The organism is Inquilinus sp. (assembly GCF_039594555.1).
In the GTDB taxonomy this organism is placed as follows: Bacteria; Pseudomonadota; Alphaproteobacteria; order DSM-16000; family Inquilinaceae; genus Inquilinus.
The window spans coordinates 1-14,083 of record NZ_JBCNNF010000002.1; the positions used below are offsets into that span (position 1 = coordinate 1).

At 69.1% G+C, this 14,083-nt stretch carries 14 protein-coding genes; 4 read left to right on the forward strand and 10 right to left on the reverse strand.

Annotation, left to right across the window (positions count from 1 at the left end; all coding sequences use genetic code 11):
• From ABDW35_RS00260 to ABDW35_RS00270, 3 genes are all read left to right on the forward strand, one after another.
• Positions 1-331 (forward strand): M28 family peptidase (locus tag ABDW35_RS00260; protein WP_343711829.1); only part of this gene is annotated, 331 nt, incomplete at its 5' end.
• Between the two features lie 308 nt (positions 332-639).
• Positions 640-1,311: a PA domain-containing protein gene (locus ABDW35_RS00265; RefSeq protein ID WP_343711830.1), complete on the forward strand. Its 672-nt coding sequence runs from the start codon at positions 640-642 to the stop codon at positions 1,309-1,311.
• Positions 1,308-2,234, forward strand: a complete 927-nt coding sequence (locus ABDW35_RS00270) for a M28 family peptidase (protein ID WP_343711831.1) — start codon at positions 1,308-1,310, stop codon at positions 2,232-2,234. Before ABDW35_RS00265 ends, ABDW35_RS00270 begins: the two co-directional genes overlap by 4 nt.
• 202 nt (positions 2,235-2,436) lie before the next feature.
• Here ABDW35_RS00270 and ABDW35_RS00275 read toward each other — a convergent pair whose 3' ends face one another.
• The 6 genes from ABDW35_RS00275 to ABDW35_RS00300 form a co-directional block, all read right to left on the reverse strand.
• Complete coding sequence (locus tag ABDW35_RS00275; protein ID WP_343711832.1) at positions 2,437-3,519, reverse strand: sn-glycerol-3-phosphate import ATP-binding protein UgpC; 1,083 nt, start codon at positions 3,517-3,519, stop codon at positions 2,437-2,439.
• A complete protein-coding gene (gene ugpE / locus ABDW35_RS00280) occupies positions 3,519-4,367 on the reverse strand; it encodes a sn-glycerol-3-phosphate ABC transporter permease UgpE (RefSeq protein ID WP_343711833.1) in 849 nt (282 codons plus the stop codon). The genes ABDW35_RS00275 and ugpE overlap by 1 nt, the downstream gene beginning before the upstream one ends.
• Positions 4,364-5,248 (reverse strand): sn-glycerol-3-phosphate ABC transporter permease UgpA, encoded by an 885-nt coding sequence (gene ugpA, locus ABDW35_RS00285; protein ID WP_343711834.1) that lies wholly within the window; start codon positions 5,246-5,248, stop codon positions 4,364-4,366. The genes ugpE and ugpA overlap by 4 nt, the downstream gene beginning before the upstream one ends.
• 149 nt (positions 5,249-5,397) lie before the next feature.
• Positions 5,398-6,699 (reverse strand): sn-glycerol-3-phosphate ABC transporter substrate-binding protein UgpB, encoded by a 1,302-nt coding sequence (ugpB, locus tag ABDW35_RS00290; protein ID WP_343711835.1) that lies wholly within the window; start codon positions 6,697-6,699, stop codon positions 5,398-5,400.
• A gap of 140 nt (positions 6,700-6,839) precedes the next feature.
• Positions 6,840-8,333: a glycerol kinase GlpK gene (gene glpK, locus ABDW35_RS00295; protein WP_343711836.1), complete on the reverse strand. Its 1,494-nt coding sequence runs from the start codon at positions 8,331-8,333 to the stop codon at positions 6,840-6,842.
• 90 nt (positions 8,334-8,423) lie between these two features.
• Positions 8,424-8,987 carry a RecX family transcriptional regulator gene (locus ABDW35_RS00300; protein WP_343711837.1) on the reverse strand — a complete coding sequence of 188 codons (564 nt, stop codon included), beginning with the start codon at positions 8,985-8,987 and terminating at the stop codon, positions 8,424-8,426.
• A gap of 208 nt (positions 8,988-9,195) precedes the next feature.
• On the opposite strand from ABDW35_RS00300, the gene nhaA reads away from it, so the two are divergent.
• Positions 9,196-10,416, forward strand: coding sequence for a Na+/H+ antiporter NhaA (gene nhaA / locus ABDW35_RS00305; RefSeq protein ID WP_343711838.1), 1,221 nt, complete (start codon positions 9,196-9,198; stop codon positions 10,414-10,416).
• Here the strand turns inward: nhaA and ABDW35_RS00310 are convergent.
• The 4 genes from ABDW35_RS00310 to ABDW35_RS00325 form a co-directional block, all read right to left on the reverse strand.
• The gene (locus tag ABDW35_RS00310) at positions 10,382-11,287 is read right to left on the reverse strand and encodes a lipid kinase (RefSeq protein ID WP_343711839.1); all 906 of its coding nucleotides are present in this window, start codon (positions 11,285-11,287) and stop codon (positions 10,382-10,384) included. The two genes, nhaA and ABDW35_RS00310, sit on opposite strands and share 35 nt — an antisense overlap.
• The gene (gene cueR, locus ABDW35_RS00315; protein ID WP_343711840.1) at positions 11,284-11,700 is read right to left on the reverse strand and encodes a Cu(I)-responsive transcriptional regulator; all 417 of its coding nucleotides are present in this window, start codon (positions 11,698-11,700) and stop codon (positions 11,284-11,286) included. The genes ABDW35_RS00310 and cueR overlap by 4 nt, the downstream gene beginning before the upstream one ends.
• A gap of 141 nt (positions 11,701-11,841) precedes the next feature.
• Positions 11,842-13,338, reverse strand: coding sequence for an amino acid permease (locus ABDW35_RS00320; RefSeq protein ID WP_343711841.1), 1,497 nt, complete (start codon positions 13,336-13,338; stop codon positions 11,842-11,844).
• A gap of 162 nt (positions 13,339-13,500) precedes the next feature.
• Positions 13,501-14,073 (reverse strand): MarR family transcriptional regulator, encoded by a 573-nt coding sequence (locus ABDW35_RS00325; protein ID WP_343711842.1) that lies wholly within the window; start codon positions 14,071-14,073, stop codon positions 13,501-13,503.
• Positions 14,074-14,083 lie beyond the last annotated feature (10 nt).

Sequence of the window (14,083 nt, forward strand, 5' to 3'; positions counted from 1 at the left end):
TGCCGCCTTCACCGAGGCCGGCATCCCGGCCGGCGGCATCTTCACCGGCGCCGAGGTGATCAAGACCGAGGCCCAAGCCCGGATCTACGGCGGCACCGCCGGCATCGCCTACGATCCCTGCTACCACCAGGCCTGCGACACCATCGCCAACATCAACAACACCGTGCTCGACCAGTTCTCGGACGCGGTGGCGAACTCGGTGGTGGTGTTTGCCCAGCGGCGTGACCCGGTGGTCGACCCGGTCGGCCTGGCCGCCTCGGCCGCGACCAAGCGGGTCGCCCGGAACGCGACGCGCGGCGCGCTGTACAAGGGCCCGCTGATGATCCGCTGACGCGGGTCGGCGAGCGGCTTCTTAGGGTCCGGACGGCGACGTCCGGACCCTTTTCTATTTCCAAGCCTACAGTAATTGTCGGGCAAAATCTCAAATGACTTTACGGGATGCGGAGATGATCAAACTAGCGTTCGGCAATTCTCAAATTCTGTCAAATATAGATCAAAAGCAGGGTCGAAAATCCTGTTGACGTTGTTCGCGGCGGTGCCGGACAGTGCTGCGCAAGTGGGGGCTGGCCGATCCAAGGCCGTTCGATTGCGATCAGGGCGGCCACAAGCCCCACCGCAACGATTTGAAGGGGGACCATCGTGAAACTGCGTCATCTGGCGGCCGCCCTGCTGGCGACCGCCCTGGCCCTGCCTGCGTCCTCGGCCCTGGCCGCCACCACCAACGCCGCCCCGTCGGCGGCCGCCCAGCGCGACCTGGTGGGCGACCTGATCACGGCGCTGATCAGCGCCGACCTGCAGCGCGCGGTCACGGTCAGCGGCATCCGCCAGCACCTGACCGCGCTGCAGGCGATCGCCACCGCCAATGGCGGCAACCGCGCCGACGGGCTGCCGGGCTACAAGGCCTCGGTCGACTACGTGAAGCAGCGGCTGCAGCGGGCCGGCTACCGGGTCACCGTCCAGCCCTTCCCGTTCGACTTCTTCCAGGAGACCGGGACGCCGGAATTCGGCCGGGTGTCGCCGTCGCCGCGGACCTACGCGGCGCACAGCGACTTCGCCACCACGCTCTACTCCGCCTCGCGCGAGGTCACCGGCCGGGTGGTGCCGACCAGCAACATCGTCCTGCCGCCCTCGCCGACGCCGAGCTCGGCCAGCGGCTGCGAGGCCGCCGATTATCCGCCGGAGACGGCGGGCGCGATCGCGCTGATCCAGCGCGGCACCTGCCCCTTCGCCCAGAAGGCGGCGATGGCGGAGGCGGCGGGCGCCATCGGCGTCATCATCATGAATGAGGGCCAGCCGGCCGCACCGACGTGATCGAGGGCGTCGGCCTCGGCGCGCCGCGGCCGTTCCCGGGCGTGTTCACCACCTTCGAGGTCGGCAACGAGCTGTACACCCAGGCCCAGTCCGGCCCGGTGACCGTCCGCCTCAAGGTCCAGGCGATCAACGAGAAGCGAACCAACTGGAACGTCATCGCCGACACCTGGTCCGGCGACCCGAACAAGGTCGTCACGGTCGGGGCGCATCTCGATTCCGTGCAGGCCGGCCCGGGCATCAACGACAATGGCAGCGGCACCGCGACCAATCTCGAGGTGGCGGAGCAGGTCGGCCGCCGCCAGCTGCTGCTGCGCAACAAGGTGCGCTTCGCCTTCTGGGGCGGGGAGGAGCTGGGGCTGCTCGGCTCCACCCACTATGTCGCGTCGCTCAGCGATGCCGAGAAGAAGAAGATCCTGCTGAACCTGAACTTCGACATGCTGGCGTCGCCCAACTTCGTGCGCTTCGTCTATGACGGCAACGGGTCGGACACGCCGGATGCCGGGCCGGACGGGTCGGGGCTGATCGAGAACGTGTTCCTGGCGCATTTCGCCCGCAAGAACCTGGCGACGGCGCCCACCGCCTTCGACGGCCGATCCGATTACGGCCCGTTCATCGAGAACGGCATCCCGGCCGGCGGCCTGTTCAGCGGCGCCGAGAACGTCAAGTCCGAGGCCGAGGCGCGGATCTATGGCGGCACGGCGGGCCAGCCCTACGATGCCTGCTACCACGCGCCCTGCGACAGCATCGCCAATATCAGCGACAAGGCGCTGGACCAGTTCTCCGACGCGGTGGCGAATGCGGTGATCGTGTTCGCGATGCGGCGCGACCCGGTGACCGACACCGCGGAGTTCGCGGCCACGGCCGCCAAGCGCACGGCGGCCAAGCGCAGCCCGCTGTTCAAGGGCGGCCTGACCATCCGCTGACGGTCGGGGGATGACGATGGGGGCCGGGCCTGGTATCCGGCCCCTCTTTCTAACCCCTCGCCGTCATTGCGAGGAGGCGAAGCCGACGAAGCAATCCATCGTCCCGCACGAGCGGCTGCATGGATTGCTTCGCTGCGCTCGCAATGACGGTGGTGGGACCTGTAAAAAGATCCCGCAAGCGGGAGCGGTCACGCGACCGGCTCTACCCCAGCGCCCGCCCGGTCTCCGGGTCGAACAGGTGCAACTGGTCCTCGGGCACGGCGAAGGCCAGGCGGTCGCCGGTGCGGGCCGCGACCACGCCGGGCAGCCGGGCCAGCAGCGTCGTGCCGTCGCCCAGCCGGCCATGCACCACCGTGTCGGCGCCCAGCGCCTCGACCAGCTCGACCGCGACCTCCAGCCGATGCTCCGGGTCGGCCGGGCTGTCCAGCGTCAGATGCTCCGGCCGGATGCCGGCCAGGACCTTCCGCCCGCCCAGCCCTGCCGCCCGGCCGGTGGCGACGCGCTGGCCGCCGGGCAGCACCACGCTGCTGCCGTCCCGCGCGACCTCGGCCGGCAAAAAATTCATCGCCGGCGAGCCGATGAAGCCGGCGACGAAGACCGAGGCCGGCTTCAGATAGATGTCCAGCGGCGGGGCGATCTGCTCGGCCGCGCCGCCATTCATCACCATGATCCGGTCGGCCAGGGTCATGGCCTCGACCTGGTCATGGGTGACGTACAGGCTGGTGACGCCGAGGCGCGACTGCAGCTTCTTGATCTCGATCCGCATCTGGGTGCGCAGCTTGGCGTCCAGGTTCGACAGCGGCTCGTCGAACAGGAACACGGCGGGCTCGCGCACGATGGCGCGGCCCATGGCGACGCGCTGGCGCTGGCCGCCCGACAGCTGCCGCGGCTTGCGCTCCAGCAGGGCCGACAGCTCCAGCGTCCCGGCCGCCGCGCGCACGCGCTGGTCGATCTCGGCCTTGGACAGGCCCTGGATGCGCAGCCCATACGCCATGTTGTCGTAGACCGACATATGCGGGTACAGGGCGTAGTTCTGGAACACCATGGCGATGTTCCGGTCCTTCGGCTCCAGCTTGTTCACGACCCGGCCGCCGATGGCGATCTCGCCGCCGCCGATGCTCTCCAGCCCCGCCACCATGCGCAGCAGGGTGGACTTGCCGCAGCCGGACGGGCCCAGCATGACCAGGAACTCGCCATCGGCGATGGCGCAGTCGATGCCCTTGATGGTTTCCTGCGCGGCGCCGGGATAGGTCTTGCGGACCCGTCGGATCTCGACTGTCGCCATTATTTCTCGCTCTCGATCAGGCCCTTCACGAACCAGCGCTGCATGACGAGGACGACCACCACCGGCGGGATGATGGCCAGGATCGTGGTCGCCATCACCAGGTTCCATTCGGTGTCGGCATCGGCGAAGGAGATCATCTTCCGCAGGGCGATGATGATCGTGTTCATCGAATTGTCGTTGGTCACCAGGAGCGGCCAGAGATACTGGGTCCAGCCATAGATGAAGGTGATCACGAACAGGGCGGCGATGTTGGTGCGCGACAGCGGCAGCAGGATGTCGCGCAGGAAGCGCAGCGGCCCGGCGCCGTCGATCCGCGCCGCCTCCACCAGCTCGTCCGGCACGGTCAGGAAGAACTGGCGGAACAGGAAGGTGGCGGTGGCCGACGCCATCAGCGGGATGGTCAGCCCGGCATAGGTGTCGATCAGGCCGAGATTCACGATGACCTGGTAGGTCGGCACGATGCGCACCTCGACCGGCAGCATCAGCGTGACGAAGATCATCCAGAAGAACACCAGCCGCAGCGGGAAGCGGAAGAACACGATGGCGTAGGCGGAGAGCAGCGAGATCGCGATCTTGCCGACCGCGATCGCCAGCGCCACCACCGTTGTGTTCCACAGCACCCGCAGCATGTCGACGCCGCCGATCCGGCCCGACCCGACGAACAGGGCGCCGCCATAGTTCTCCAGGAACCGGTCGCCCGGCAGCAGCGGCAGCGGCGGCGACAGGATCGCCTGGGTCGGGTAGGTCGAGGCGATGAAGGTGTAGTAGACCGGGAAGGCGACCAGCACGATCCCGACGATCAGGACGAAATGGGCGATCAGCGTGCCCAGCGGCCGGTTCTCGATCATGCGTAATGCACCCGGCGCTCGACATAGCGGAACTGGACGAAGGTCAGCGCGATCACCAGCACCATCAGGATCACCGACTGGGCGGCGGAGACGCCCATCTGCTGATTCACGAACCCGTCATTGTAGACCTTGTAGACCAGGATCTCGGTCGACTTACCCGGGCCCCCCGAGGTCACGGCATGGATGATGCCGAACGTGTCGAAGAAGGCGTAGACGGTGTTGACGACCAAGAGGAAGAACGACACCGGCGAGATCAGCGGGAAGATGATGGTGCGGAAGCGGTGGGCCGGCCCGGCGCCGTCGATCGCCGCGGCCTCGATCAGGCTTTTCGGGATCGCCTGCAGCCCGGCCAGGAAGAACAGGAAGTTGTAGCTGATCTGCTTCCAGGCGGCCGCGGCCACCACCAGCGTCATCGCCTGGCCGCCGTTCAAGAGCGGGTTCCAGTCGAAGCCGGCCTGGCGCAGCAGCACCGCCAGCGTGCCCATTGACGGGTTGAACAGGAACAGCCACAGCATGCCGGCGATCGCCGGGGCGATGGCGTAGGGCGACAGCAGCAGGGTGCGGTACAGGCCCTGGCCGCGCACCACCCGGTCGGCCATCACCGCCAGCAGCAGCGCCACCACCAGGGCCGAGACCGCGACCGCGATCGAGAACACGGCCGTCACCTGCAGCGAGTTCAGATAGGCCGGGTCGCCCAGCACCCGGCCGAAATTGTCCAGCCAGACGATGCGGGTCTTGAGGCCGAACGGGTCCTCGCGCAGCATCGACTGGCGCACCGCCTGGGCGGCCGGCCAGAAGAAGAAGATCACGGTGATCGCGATCTGCGGCGCCACCAGCAGATAGGGCAGGACCGTGTTCGGGAAGATCGCGCGGCGGTTCATGCGGGGCGGGTCATTCCGGTGCTCGTCTCCCCCCTTTGCCGTCATTCCCGCGAAAGCGGGAATCTCGTCGGTGCGAAGACGGGAAGAGATCCCCGCTTTCGCGGGGATGACGATGTGAGAAGGGGCGGCGGGCCTCCCCCTCCGCGGCCTTATTGCTCCGCCGCTTCCTTGATCGCGGCGTTGGCGCGCTGCACGGCCTTGTCGAGCGCCGTCTTGGCGTCCTGCTGGCCGTTCAGCATCGTCTCCAGCTCCTCATTGATGATGTCGCGCACCTGCGGCAGGTTGATCACCCGCACGCCCTTCGAATTGTCGGTCGGCGCCTTGCCCATCATCTGCAGGATCGGGATCTCGCGGGCCGGGTTCTTGTCGTAGAAGCCGGACTTCTTCGCCGCCTCATACGCGGCCATGGTGACCGGCAGATAGCCCGACTTCTCGTGCAGCCGCTCCTGGATCGGGGTCTGCGACAGGAACTCGAAGAACTTGGCCACGCCCTTGTATTCGGCGTCCGGATGGCCGGCCAGGACCCACAGGCTGGCGCCGCCCGGGATGGTGTTCTGCGGCGCGCCGGCGGCCTCCGGGTAATAGGGCAGGGTGCTGGTGCCGAAATTGATACCGGACTTCACCACGTCGCCGAGCCCGCCCGAGGACTCCGTCATCATGGCGCATTCGCCGCTGGTGAACTTGATCTTGGCCTCGGAGGTGCGGCCGCCATAGGAGAACACGCCGGCCTTCTGCAGGTCGGCCAGGGTCTGGAAGTGGCGGACATAGAGGTCGCTGTTGATCAGCAGCTCCGGGTCCAGCCCGGCCAGGCCGTTCTGCTCGGTGGCGTAGGGCACGTTGTTCCAGGCGGCGAAATTCTCCTGCTGGATCCAGGTCAGCCAGGTCGAGGTGAAGCCGCAGGGCCAGCCGGCCGCCTTGATCTTCTTGGCGGCGTCGAACAGCTCCGGCCAGGTCTTGGGCGGCGCATTCTCGTCCAGCCCCGCCTTCTTGAAGGCGTCCTTGTTGTAATAGAGGATCGGCGAGGAGCTGTTGTAGGGGAAGGACAGCAGCTCGCCATCGGCGGTGCTGTAGTAGCTGACCACGCCGCCGAGATACTGCGACTTGTCGAAGGCCACGCCGTCGGCCTGCAGCACCTTGGCCACCGGGACGATGGCCTTGGACGCGGCCATCATGGTGCCGGTGCCGGCGTCGAACACCTGCAGGATGTGCGGCGGCTGGCCGGCGCGGAAGGCGGCGATGCCGGCGTTCAGCGTCTCCGGATAGGTGCCCTTGAACACGGGCACGACCTTGTAGTCGGACTGGCTCTCGTTGAATTCCTTGGCCAGGGTCTCGACCACCTCGTTGTTCGCCCCGGTCATGGCGTGCCACCACTGGATCTCGGTGGCGGCCAGCGCGGGCAGGCTGAGGGTCAGGGCCGCGGCGGCGGCGGTCGTGGCAAGGCGAAATCTCATGGCGGAGTCCCCCCGGATGGTTGTGACGTTGGGCGCTCTTGCAGGCGCCACATTTTCGCAACATGACAGCGGCGCGCGACTTTTGCGACTGTTTTCGCAATCGCGCACAGGCGTGCGTTTCCGCGCGCCCGGCGCAGGAATTATCTCACGCCGCGCGCCCGCCTGACCGCCTTTTGCCAGCCCTCATACAGCCTGCTGCGGGTGCCGGCCGGCATCGACGGCTCGAACAGCCGGTCGCGCTGCCAAGCCTCGGCCACCGCGTCGACCGAGGGGTAGACCCCGGCGGTCAGCCCGGCCAGATAGGCGGCGCCCAGCGCCGTGGTCTCGATCACCTTCGGCCGCTCGACCGGGGTATCCAGCATGTCGGCGAGCATCTGGCACAGCCAGTCATTGGCCACCATGCCGCCATCGACCCGCAGCTCGCGCGGCCGGGCGCCGCCATCGGCGGCCATCGCCTCCATCAGGTCGCGGGTCTGGAAGGCCACGGCCTCCAGCGCCGCGCGGGCGATGTGGGCCGAGGTCGAATCCCGCGTCAGCCCCAGGATGGTGCCGCGCGCCTCCGGGTCCCAATGCGGCGCGCCCAGGCCGGTGAAGGCGGGCACCAGGTAGACCCCGGCGGAATCCTCGACCGACCGGGCCAGGGTCTCGCTCTCGGCCGCGCTCTTGATCACCTTCAGCCCGTCGCGCAGCCACTGGATGGTGGCGCCGGCGCTGAAGATCGCGCCCTCGATGGCATAGGTCGGCTTGCCGTCCAGGCGGTAGGCGGTGGTGGTCAGCAGGCGGTGCTTCGAGGTCTTCGGCTTGTCGCCGATGTTCAAGAGGGCGAAGCAGCCGGTGCCGTAGGTCGACTTGATCATGCCCGGCTTGAAGCAGGCCTGGCCGAAGGTCGCGGCCTGCTGGTCGCCGGCCATGCCGGTGATCGGGATGGCGGCGCCGAACAAGATCTTGTCGGTGGTGCCGAAGTGGTGTGCGTTGTCGTGCACCTCCGGCAGGATCGCGCGCGGGACCCGGAACAGGGCCAGCAGGTCGTCGTCCCAGGCCTGGGTCCGGATGTTGAACAGCATGGTGCGGCTGGCATTGGTGGCGTCGGTGGCATGCACCCGCCCGCCGGTCAGCCGCCACAGCAGGAAGCTGTCGATGGTGCCGAAGGCCAGCTCCCCGGCCTCGGCCCGCCGCCGCGCATCCGGGACATTCTCCAGGAGCCAGGTCAGCTTGCTGGCCGAGAAATAGGCGTCGATGACCAGCCCGGTCCTGGTCTGCACCGCATTCTCGTGCCCGGCGGCGGCGAGCTCGCGGCAGAAGGCGGCGGCGCGCCGGTCCTGCCAGACGATGGCGTAGTGCAGCGCCCGGCCGGTCTGGCGGTCCCACAGCACCGTGGTCTCGCGCTGGTTGGTGATGCCGATCGCGGCGATGTGGTCGGCGGTTAGCCGGGCCCGGGCGATGGCGTCGCGGCAGGCCGAGACGGTGTCGGACCAGATCCCCTCCGGGTCGTGCTCGACCCAGCCATCGGCCGGGTAGATCTGGCGCAGCTCGCGCTGCGCGCTGGCCACCGGCCGGCCCTGGGGGTCGAACACGATCGCCCGGGTCGATGTCGTCCCCTGGTCGATCGCCAGGACATATGTGCGTCGCCGCATCTTTTCTCTCCTGCCTCGACCAATGTTCGGGAAAGCACTATCCGAAGCGCGTTTCCGAACGTCAATGCCACCACACTGACACCGGAAGCGTCAGTCTTCCGACGCCTCCAGCGACTCCGCGTCCGGCGCGTCGACCACCGCCCGGCACAGGCCGGGGGCGAAGCCGGCCCGGGCCAGCGCCGCCAGGTCGCGCATCCGGTGCGCGGCCCGGTCCGCCTCGGCCCGGAACGGTCCCAGCCGGCGCCGTCGCGCCAGCCGGATCGCCGCCACCCGGTCCGGATCGGCCCCGGGCGCGCCGCCATACAGGGACAGGGCCGCGTCCGCAACTGTCTCGTCGACCCCGGCCTCGCGCAGCTTGACCCGGATCGCCCGGGCCGACCGGCCGCGCCGGGCCAGTCCGGCGATCCGCATCTCCGCGAATTGCGCGTCGTCCAGCAGCTTCGACCGGACCATGCGATCCAGCAGCGCCGTGATCCGCGCCTCCACCGCCTCGACATCGACCTCGGCCCCGGCCTGCAGGGCGCGGCGGATCCGGCGCTGCAGCACCCGGCGCAGCTGGCCGGTGGAGGCGGCGTAGCGGCCGAGATAGTCCAGCGCCGCCCGTTCCAGGGCGGCGTCGTCGAGCGCGGGCGGTCGGCGGGGCGGTCGGTCCATGCGCGACAGTGCCGCGCGGGAGGGGCGGTGCCAAGGGCTGCTTGAACCGTCCTGCCCTTTCCAACCTCCCCCTCCCCTCGCGGGAGGGGGAGGATAAAACAGGGCGTTGCGGCAATGCGGACAGGTGAGCCGCCACCCGATTCCGATTGAGCCAGCTCTGCCTATCGCTCAATTTGTGGTCCCCGACACCGACGCCGGAGAACAGCCGATGCCCGAGACCGTGAAGGCCTGGCTGGTGCGCAAGCCGATCTCGGCCATCCGCTCCTTCCTCGAGATCGAGGCGGCGGGCGGCATCGTGCTGATGGCCGTCGCGGTCCTCGCTCTGATCGTCGCCAACTCGCCGCTGGCCGGCGCTTATGACGACCTGCTGCACCTGCCGATCGGGCTGCGCTTCGGCAGCTTGGTGCTCGAGAAGACGCTGCTGCACTGGGTCAATGACGGGCTGATGGCGGTGTTCTTCCTGCTGGTCGGGCTCGAGATCAAGCGTGAGATCCTGCAGGGCGAGCTGTCGTCGCGCGAGACGCTGATGCTGCCCGGTATCGCCGCGGCCGGCGGCGTCATCCTGCCCGCCCTGATCTATGCCGTGATCAATGTCGGCGACCCGGTGGCGCTGCGTGGCTGGGCGATTCCGGCCGCAACCGACATCGCCTTCGCCCTCGGCGTGCTGTCGCTGCTGGGCAGCCGGGTGCCGGTGTCGCTGAAGGTGTTCCTGACCGCGCTGGCGATCATCGACGACGTCGCCGCCGTGGTGATCATCGCCCTGTTCTACACCGGCGACATCTCGCTGCCCTTCCTGGCCTGGGCCGTGGCCGGCGTCGCCGTGCTGGGCCTGTTCAACTGGCTCAGGGTGCAGGCGCTGTGGCCCTATCTGGTGGTCGGCGCCGTGGTCTGGCTGTTCGTGCTGAAATCCGGCCTGCACGCCACGCTGGCCGGGGTGGTGCTGGCCTTCCTGGTGCCGCTGGACCGCACCGCGGAGGATGAGGACGAGCCGCCGCTGCTGCGGCTGGAGCACAGCCTGCACGACGTCGTCGCCTTCCTGGTGGTGCCGGTGTTCGGCTTCGCCAATGCCGGGGTCTCCTTCGCCGGCGCCAGCCTGTCGAGCTTCCTGGAGCCGGTGCCGCTCGGCATCGCCGCCGGGCTGGTGGTCGGCAAGTCGCTCGGCGTCGGCGTCGCCGCCTGGGCGTCGATCCGCCTCGGCGTCGCGGCGCTGCCGGCCGGGGCCACCACGCCGCAGCTGGCCGGCGTCTCGGTGCTGGCCGGCATCGGCTTTACCATGAGCCTGTTCATCGGCGCGCTGGCCTTCGACGACCCGGCGCTGCAGGCGGCCACCAAGATGGGCGTGCTGGCCGGGTCGCTGGTGGCTGCGGTGCTGGGCAGCCTGTGGCTGGTCGCGGTCAGCCGGCGACCAGCGGTTCCGGCTGCGGGATGACCGGCATCGGGGTGTAGACCCGGATCGCCTTCGGCAGCACCCGGAATTTGGCCGGGGTCTGCGTCGTCACCTCGCCGTCGGTGTTGACGTCGCGCGGCCGGCGGGTGCGCACCTCGACCGACCGGCAGCGGAAGGCGTGCACCTCGTTCCAGCGGCCGTGCCGCCCGGCGCGGAAGGACGGGTACATCAGCGCCAGCCACATCCAGTGGTCGACCTCGATCGAATAGACGTCCAGCATGCCGTCATCCGGCGCCGCATCCTCGGCGATGCTCATGCCGCCGCCATAGTAGCGGCCGTTGCCGACCGCGATCTGGATGCTCTTGCCGCGGATGACCTTGCCGTCATCGATCCGGATCTCGGCCGAGAACCGCTCCAGCCGCCGCACCAGCCGCAGCGCGGCGAGGGCGTAGCCGAAGCGGCCCCAGCGCCTCTTGGTGTCGCCGTCCAGCGACTTCGCCAGCTCCACGCTCATGCCCAGGCTGGCGACGTTGAAGAAGGGCCGGCCATTGACCTCGCCTAGGTCGATGCTGCGCAGCCGGCCGTCGACGATGACCTGGGCCGCCGCCACCGGGTCGGCCGGCAGCTCCAGGGTCCGCGCCAGGTCGTTGGCGGTGCCCAGCGGCAGGATGCCGAGCGGCAGCCCGGTCTCCATCAGCGCCGGCGCGGCCCGGTTCAGCGTGCCGTCGCCGCCGCCGACGATGACGCATTCGACCGCCCGGGCATGGCGCCGGATCAGCGTGTCGACATCGTCGTTCAGCGGCCGCACCGGCTCGACCCCGCCATCGGTCAGGGTGCGGATCACGGCGTCGAGGCCGGTCTCGGCCCGGCTGGCCTTCGGATTGACCAGGAACAGCGCGCGGCGCGGCGTCATTGCATCTCGGCGGTCGCAGCGGGGCGCGGGGCGCCGGCCAGCTCGTCGATGATCGGGCAGGCGGGGGCGGCGTCGCCCGGGCACTGGCACACCAGCGCGCCCAGGCTCTCGCGCAGCGCCTCCAGCTCGCGGATCTTGGCGTCGATCTCGCCGATCCGGGCCGAGGCCAGGGCCTTGACTTCGGAGGAGCAGCGGGTCGGGTCCTCATACAGCGACAGCAGGGCGCGGCACTGCTCGATGGTGAAGCCGAACTCGCGCGACCGGCGCAGGAAGCGCAGCACCTCCAGCGTGTGGGCGCAGTAGTCGCGGTAGTTGTTGCCGCGCCGGTCCGGCCGGACCAGCCCGATCTCCTCGTAATACCGGATCGTCTTCGCCGGCAGGCCCGAATGCCGCGCTGCCTCGCCGATATTCATCGCCGTGCTCTCTCCCTCGCCCCGCCGCAGTGGATCAAATCGGGAGCCTGCTGCCAAGCGCCCGATGGGGCGGCCGGCAGCGGGCGAGGGGAGAACAAGCGCGGCGGCCGCGGGTTCCGTGCCCGCGGTGCGGGGCCTGGATCAGGAGGCCGCCTTGCCCTGCGCCACCAGCGGCTCGTGCTGCGCCATCGGGCTGTCCGGGCGCCGGGCCATCACCTTCTTCCGCGCGAGTGCCCAGCCGATGGCGAGGATGACCGCGATCACCGGCAGCGACGCCACGGTGAAGGACCCGACCGGGTAGTCCAGCGCCATCAGCACCACCACGCCGGCCAGGAACAGCAGCGTCAGCCAGGTGCTGGCCGGGGCGGCCGGCATGCGGAAGGTGATCGGCTGCGCCTCGCCGCGCCGCACCGCCCGGCGCAGCATCAGCTGGCAGACCAGGATGAAGGCCCAGGTGCTGATGATGCCGAGCGAGGCGATGTTCAGCACGATCTCGAACACCTGCGACGGCACGACGTAGTTCAGCACCACGCCGATGCAGTAGATGCCGACCGTCACCAGGATGCCGCCATAGGGCACCTTGCGGGCGTTCATCCGGGCCACGAAGTCGGGCGCCGACCCGCCCATCGCCAGCGACCGCAGCACCCGGCCGGTGGAGTAGAGGCCGGAGTTCAGGCTGGAGAGCGCCGCGGTCAGCACCACGATGTTCATGATCGTGCCGATGCCCGGCACGCCCAGCGCGGTGAAGAAGGTGACGAACGGGCTCTCCCCGGCCTTGTAGGCTGTCCAGGGCAGCAGCAGCACCAGCAGCGCCACCGAGCCGACATAGAACAGGGCGATGCGCCAGATCACGCTGTTGATCGCCCGCGGCAGGATCTTGCGTGCATCCTCAGTCTCCCCCGCGGCGGTGCCGATCAGCTCGATCCCGGCATAGGCGAAGACCACGCCCTGGACGATGACCACGGCGGGCAGCAGCCCGTGCGGGAAGATGCCGCCATTGGCGGAGACCAGCTGCGGCCCGGTGGCGTGGCCGCCCACCTCCATGCCGCTGCCCAGCACGACCACGCCGATCACCAGGAACAGCGCCAGCGCCGCGACCTTGATCAGCGAGAACCAGAACTCCATCTCGCCGAACCACTTCACGCCGATCAGGTTCATCACCGTGATCAGGCCGATGGCGATCAGCGCGAACAGCCATTGCGGGATGTCGGAGAACATCGACCAGTACTGCATGTACAGGGCCGCGGCGGTGGTATCGACGATGCCGGTCATCGCCCAGTTCAGGAAGAACATCCAGCCGGCGACGAAGGCGGCACGCTCGCCCAGGAATTCGCGGGTGTAGGAGACGAAGCTGCCGGAGCTGGGGCGGTGCATCACCAGCTCGCCCAGCGCCCGCAGGATCAGGAAGGAGAAGAAGCCGCAGACCAGGTAGACCAGGGCCAGGGCCGGGCCGGCCAGCTGCAGCCGGCCGCCGGCGCCGAGGAACAGCCCGGTGCCGATGGCGCCGCCGATGGCGATCATCTGCACCTGCCGGGATCTCAGGCCCTTGTGGTAGCCGTGTTCGTGGGATTCGAGCCAGGCGCGCCGGTCGGCGGCGGGGCCGGGGGTGACAGGGGACGACGAGTCGATCTGGGTCACTCTGATGTCCACGCTTGTTTCTTGGGCTTTGTTCGTGCCGCGGCTGTCCGCAGGGGACGCGGACGCTAGGACGCGGCGGAAGCGATTGTCAAAGTCGAGGCCGTGGACTCTGCCATTCGTTTAGGGAAGCCCCCGGATTCCGCCGGCCTTCGCGGCGAAACCTCAATTTTGTCTCGAAACGTCCGGACTCGAATCAACGGCTTCGCCCGGGGGCGGGGCGTGCTCGATGCCGGCGAGCAGCTTGCGCAGCAGGCTGGCCAGCGCCGCGCGCTCCTCCGCGTCCAGGCTTTCCAGGAAGCGGGCCTCGTTCGCCATGTCGGCGCGGAAGGCGGCTTCGGCACGGGCCGCACCCTCTTCGGTCAGGGCCACCAGCACGCTGCGCCCGTCGCTGGGCGACTTCTCGCGCCGGATCAGCCCTGCTTTCTCCAGCCGGACCAGCCGGTGGGTCAGGCCACCGGAGGAGATCATCAGCGCCGTGTACAGCTCGGTCGGCGTCAACCGGTAGGGCGGGCCGGACCGGCGCAGAGTGCCGATCACGTCGAACTCGCCGCGGTCCAGGCCGAAGCCGGCAAAGGTCGCCTCGATGCTGGGGCGCACCAGGTTCGACAGCCGGTAGGCCCGCCCGAGGATGGTCATCGGCTCGGTGTCGAGGTCGGGCAGCTCCCGCGCCCATTGCCGGCCCAGCCGGTCGATCCGGTCTTCCTCCGCCCCGGTCCTGTCCGCTTCGCCTGTCATCCCAGCCCCG

Coding starts and splice junctions, on each gene's coding strand:
- ABDW35_RS00275 (WP_343711832.1), bottom strand. CDS start 3,519: ATGGCGACAGTCGAGATCCGACGGGTCCGCAAGACCTATCCCGGCGCC.
- ugpE (WP_343711833.1), bottom strand. CDS start 4,367: ATGATCGAGAACCGGCCGCTGGGCACGCTGATCGCCCATTTCGTCCTG.
- ugpA (WP_343711834.1), bottom strand. CDS start 5,248: ATGAACCGCCGCGCGATCTTCCCGAACACGGTCCTGCCCTATCTGCTG.
- ugpB (WP_343711835.1), bottom strand. CDS start 6,699: ATGAGATTTCGCCTTGCCACGACCGCCGCCGCCGCGGCCCTGACCCTC.
- glpK (WP_343711836.1), bottom strand. CDS start 8,333: ATGCGGCGACGCACATATGTCCTGGCGATCGACCAGGGGACGACATCG.
- ABDW35_RS00300 (WP_343711837.1), bottom strand. CDS start 8,987: ATGGACCGACCGCCCCGCCGACCGCCCGCGCTCGACGACGCCGCCCTG.
- nhaA (WP_343711838.1), top strand. CDS start 9,196: ATGCCCGAGACCGTGAAGGCCTGGCTGGTGCGCAAGCCGATCTCGGCC.
- ABDW35_RS00310 (WP_343711839.1), bottom strand. CDS start 11,287: ATGACGCCGCGCCGCGCGCTGTTCCTGGTCAATCCGAAGGCCAGCCGG.
- cueR (WP_343711840.1), bottom strand. CDS start 11,700: ATGAATATCGGCGAGGCAGCGCGGCATTCGGGCCTGCCGGCGAAGACG.
- ABDW35_RS00325 (WP_343711842.1), bottom strand. CDS start 14,073: ATGACAGGCGAAGCGGACAGGACCGGGGCGGAGGAAGACCGGATCGAC.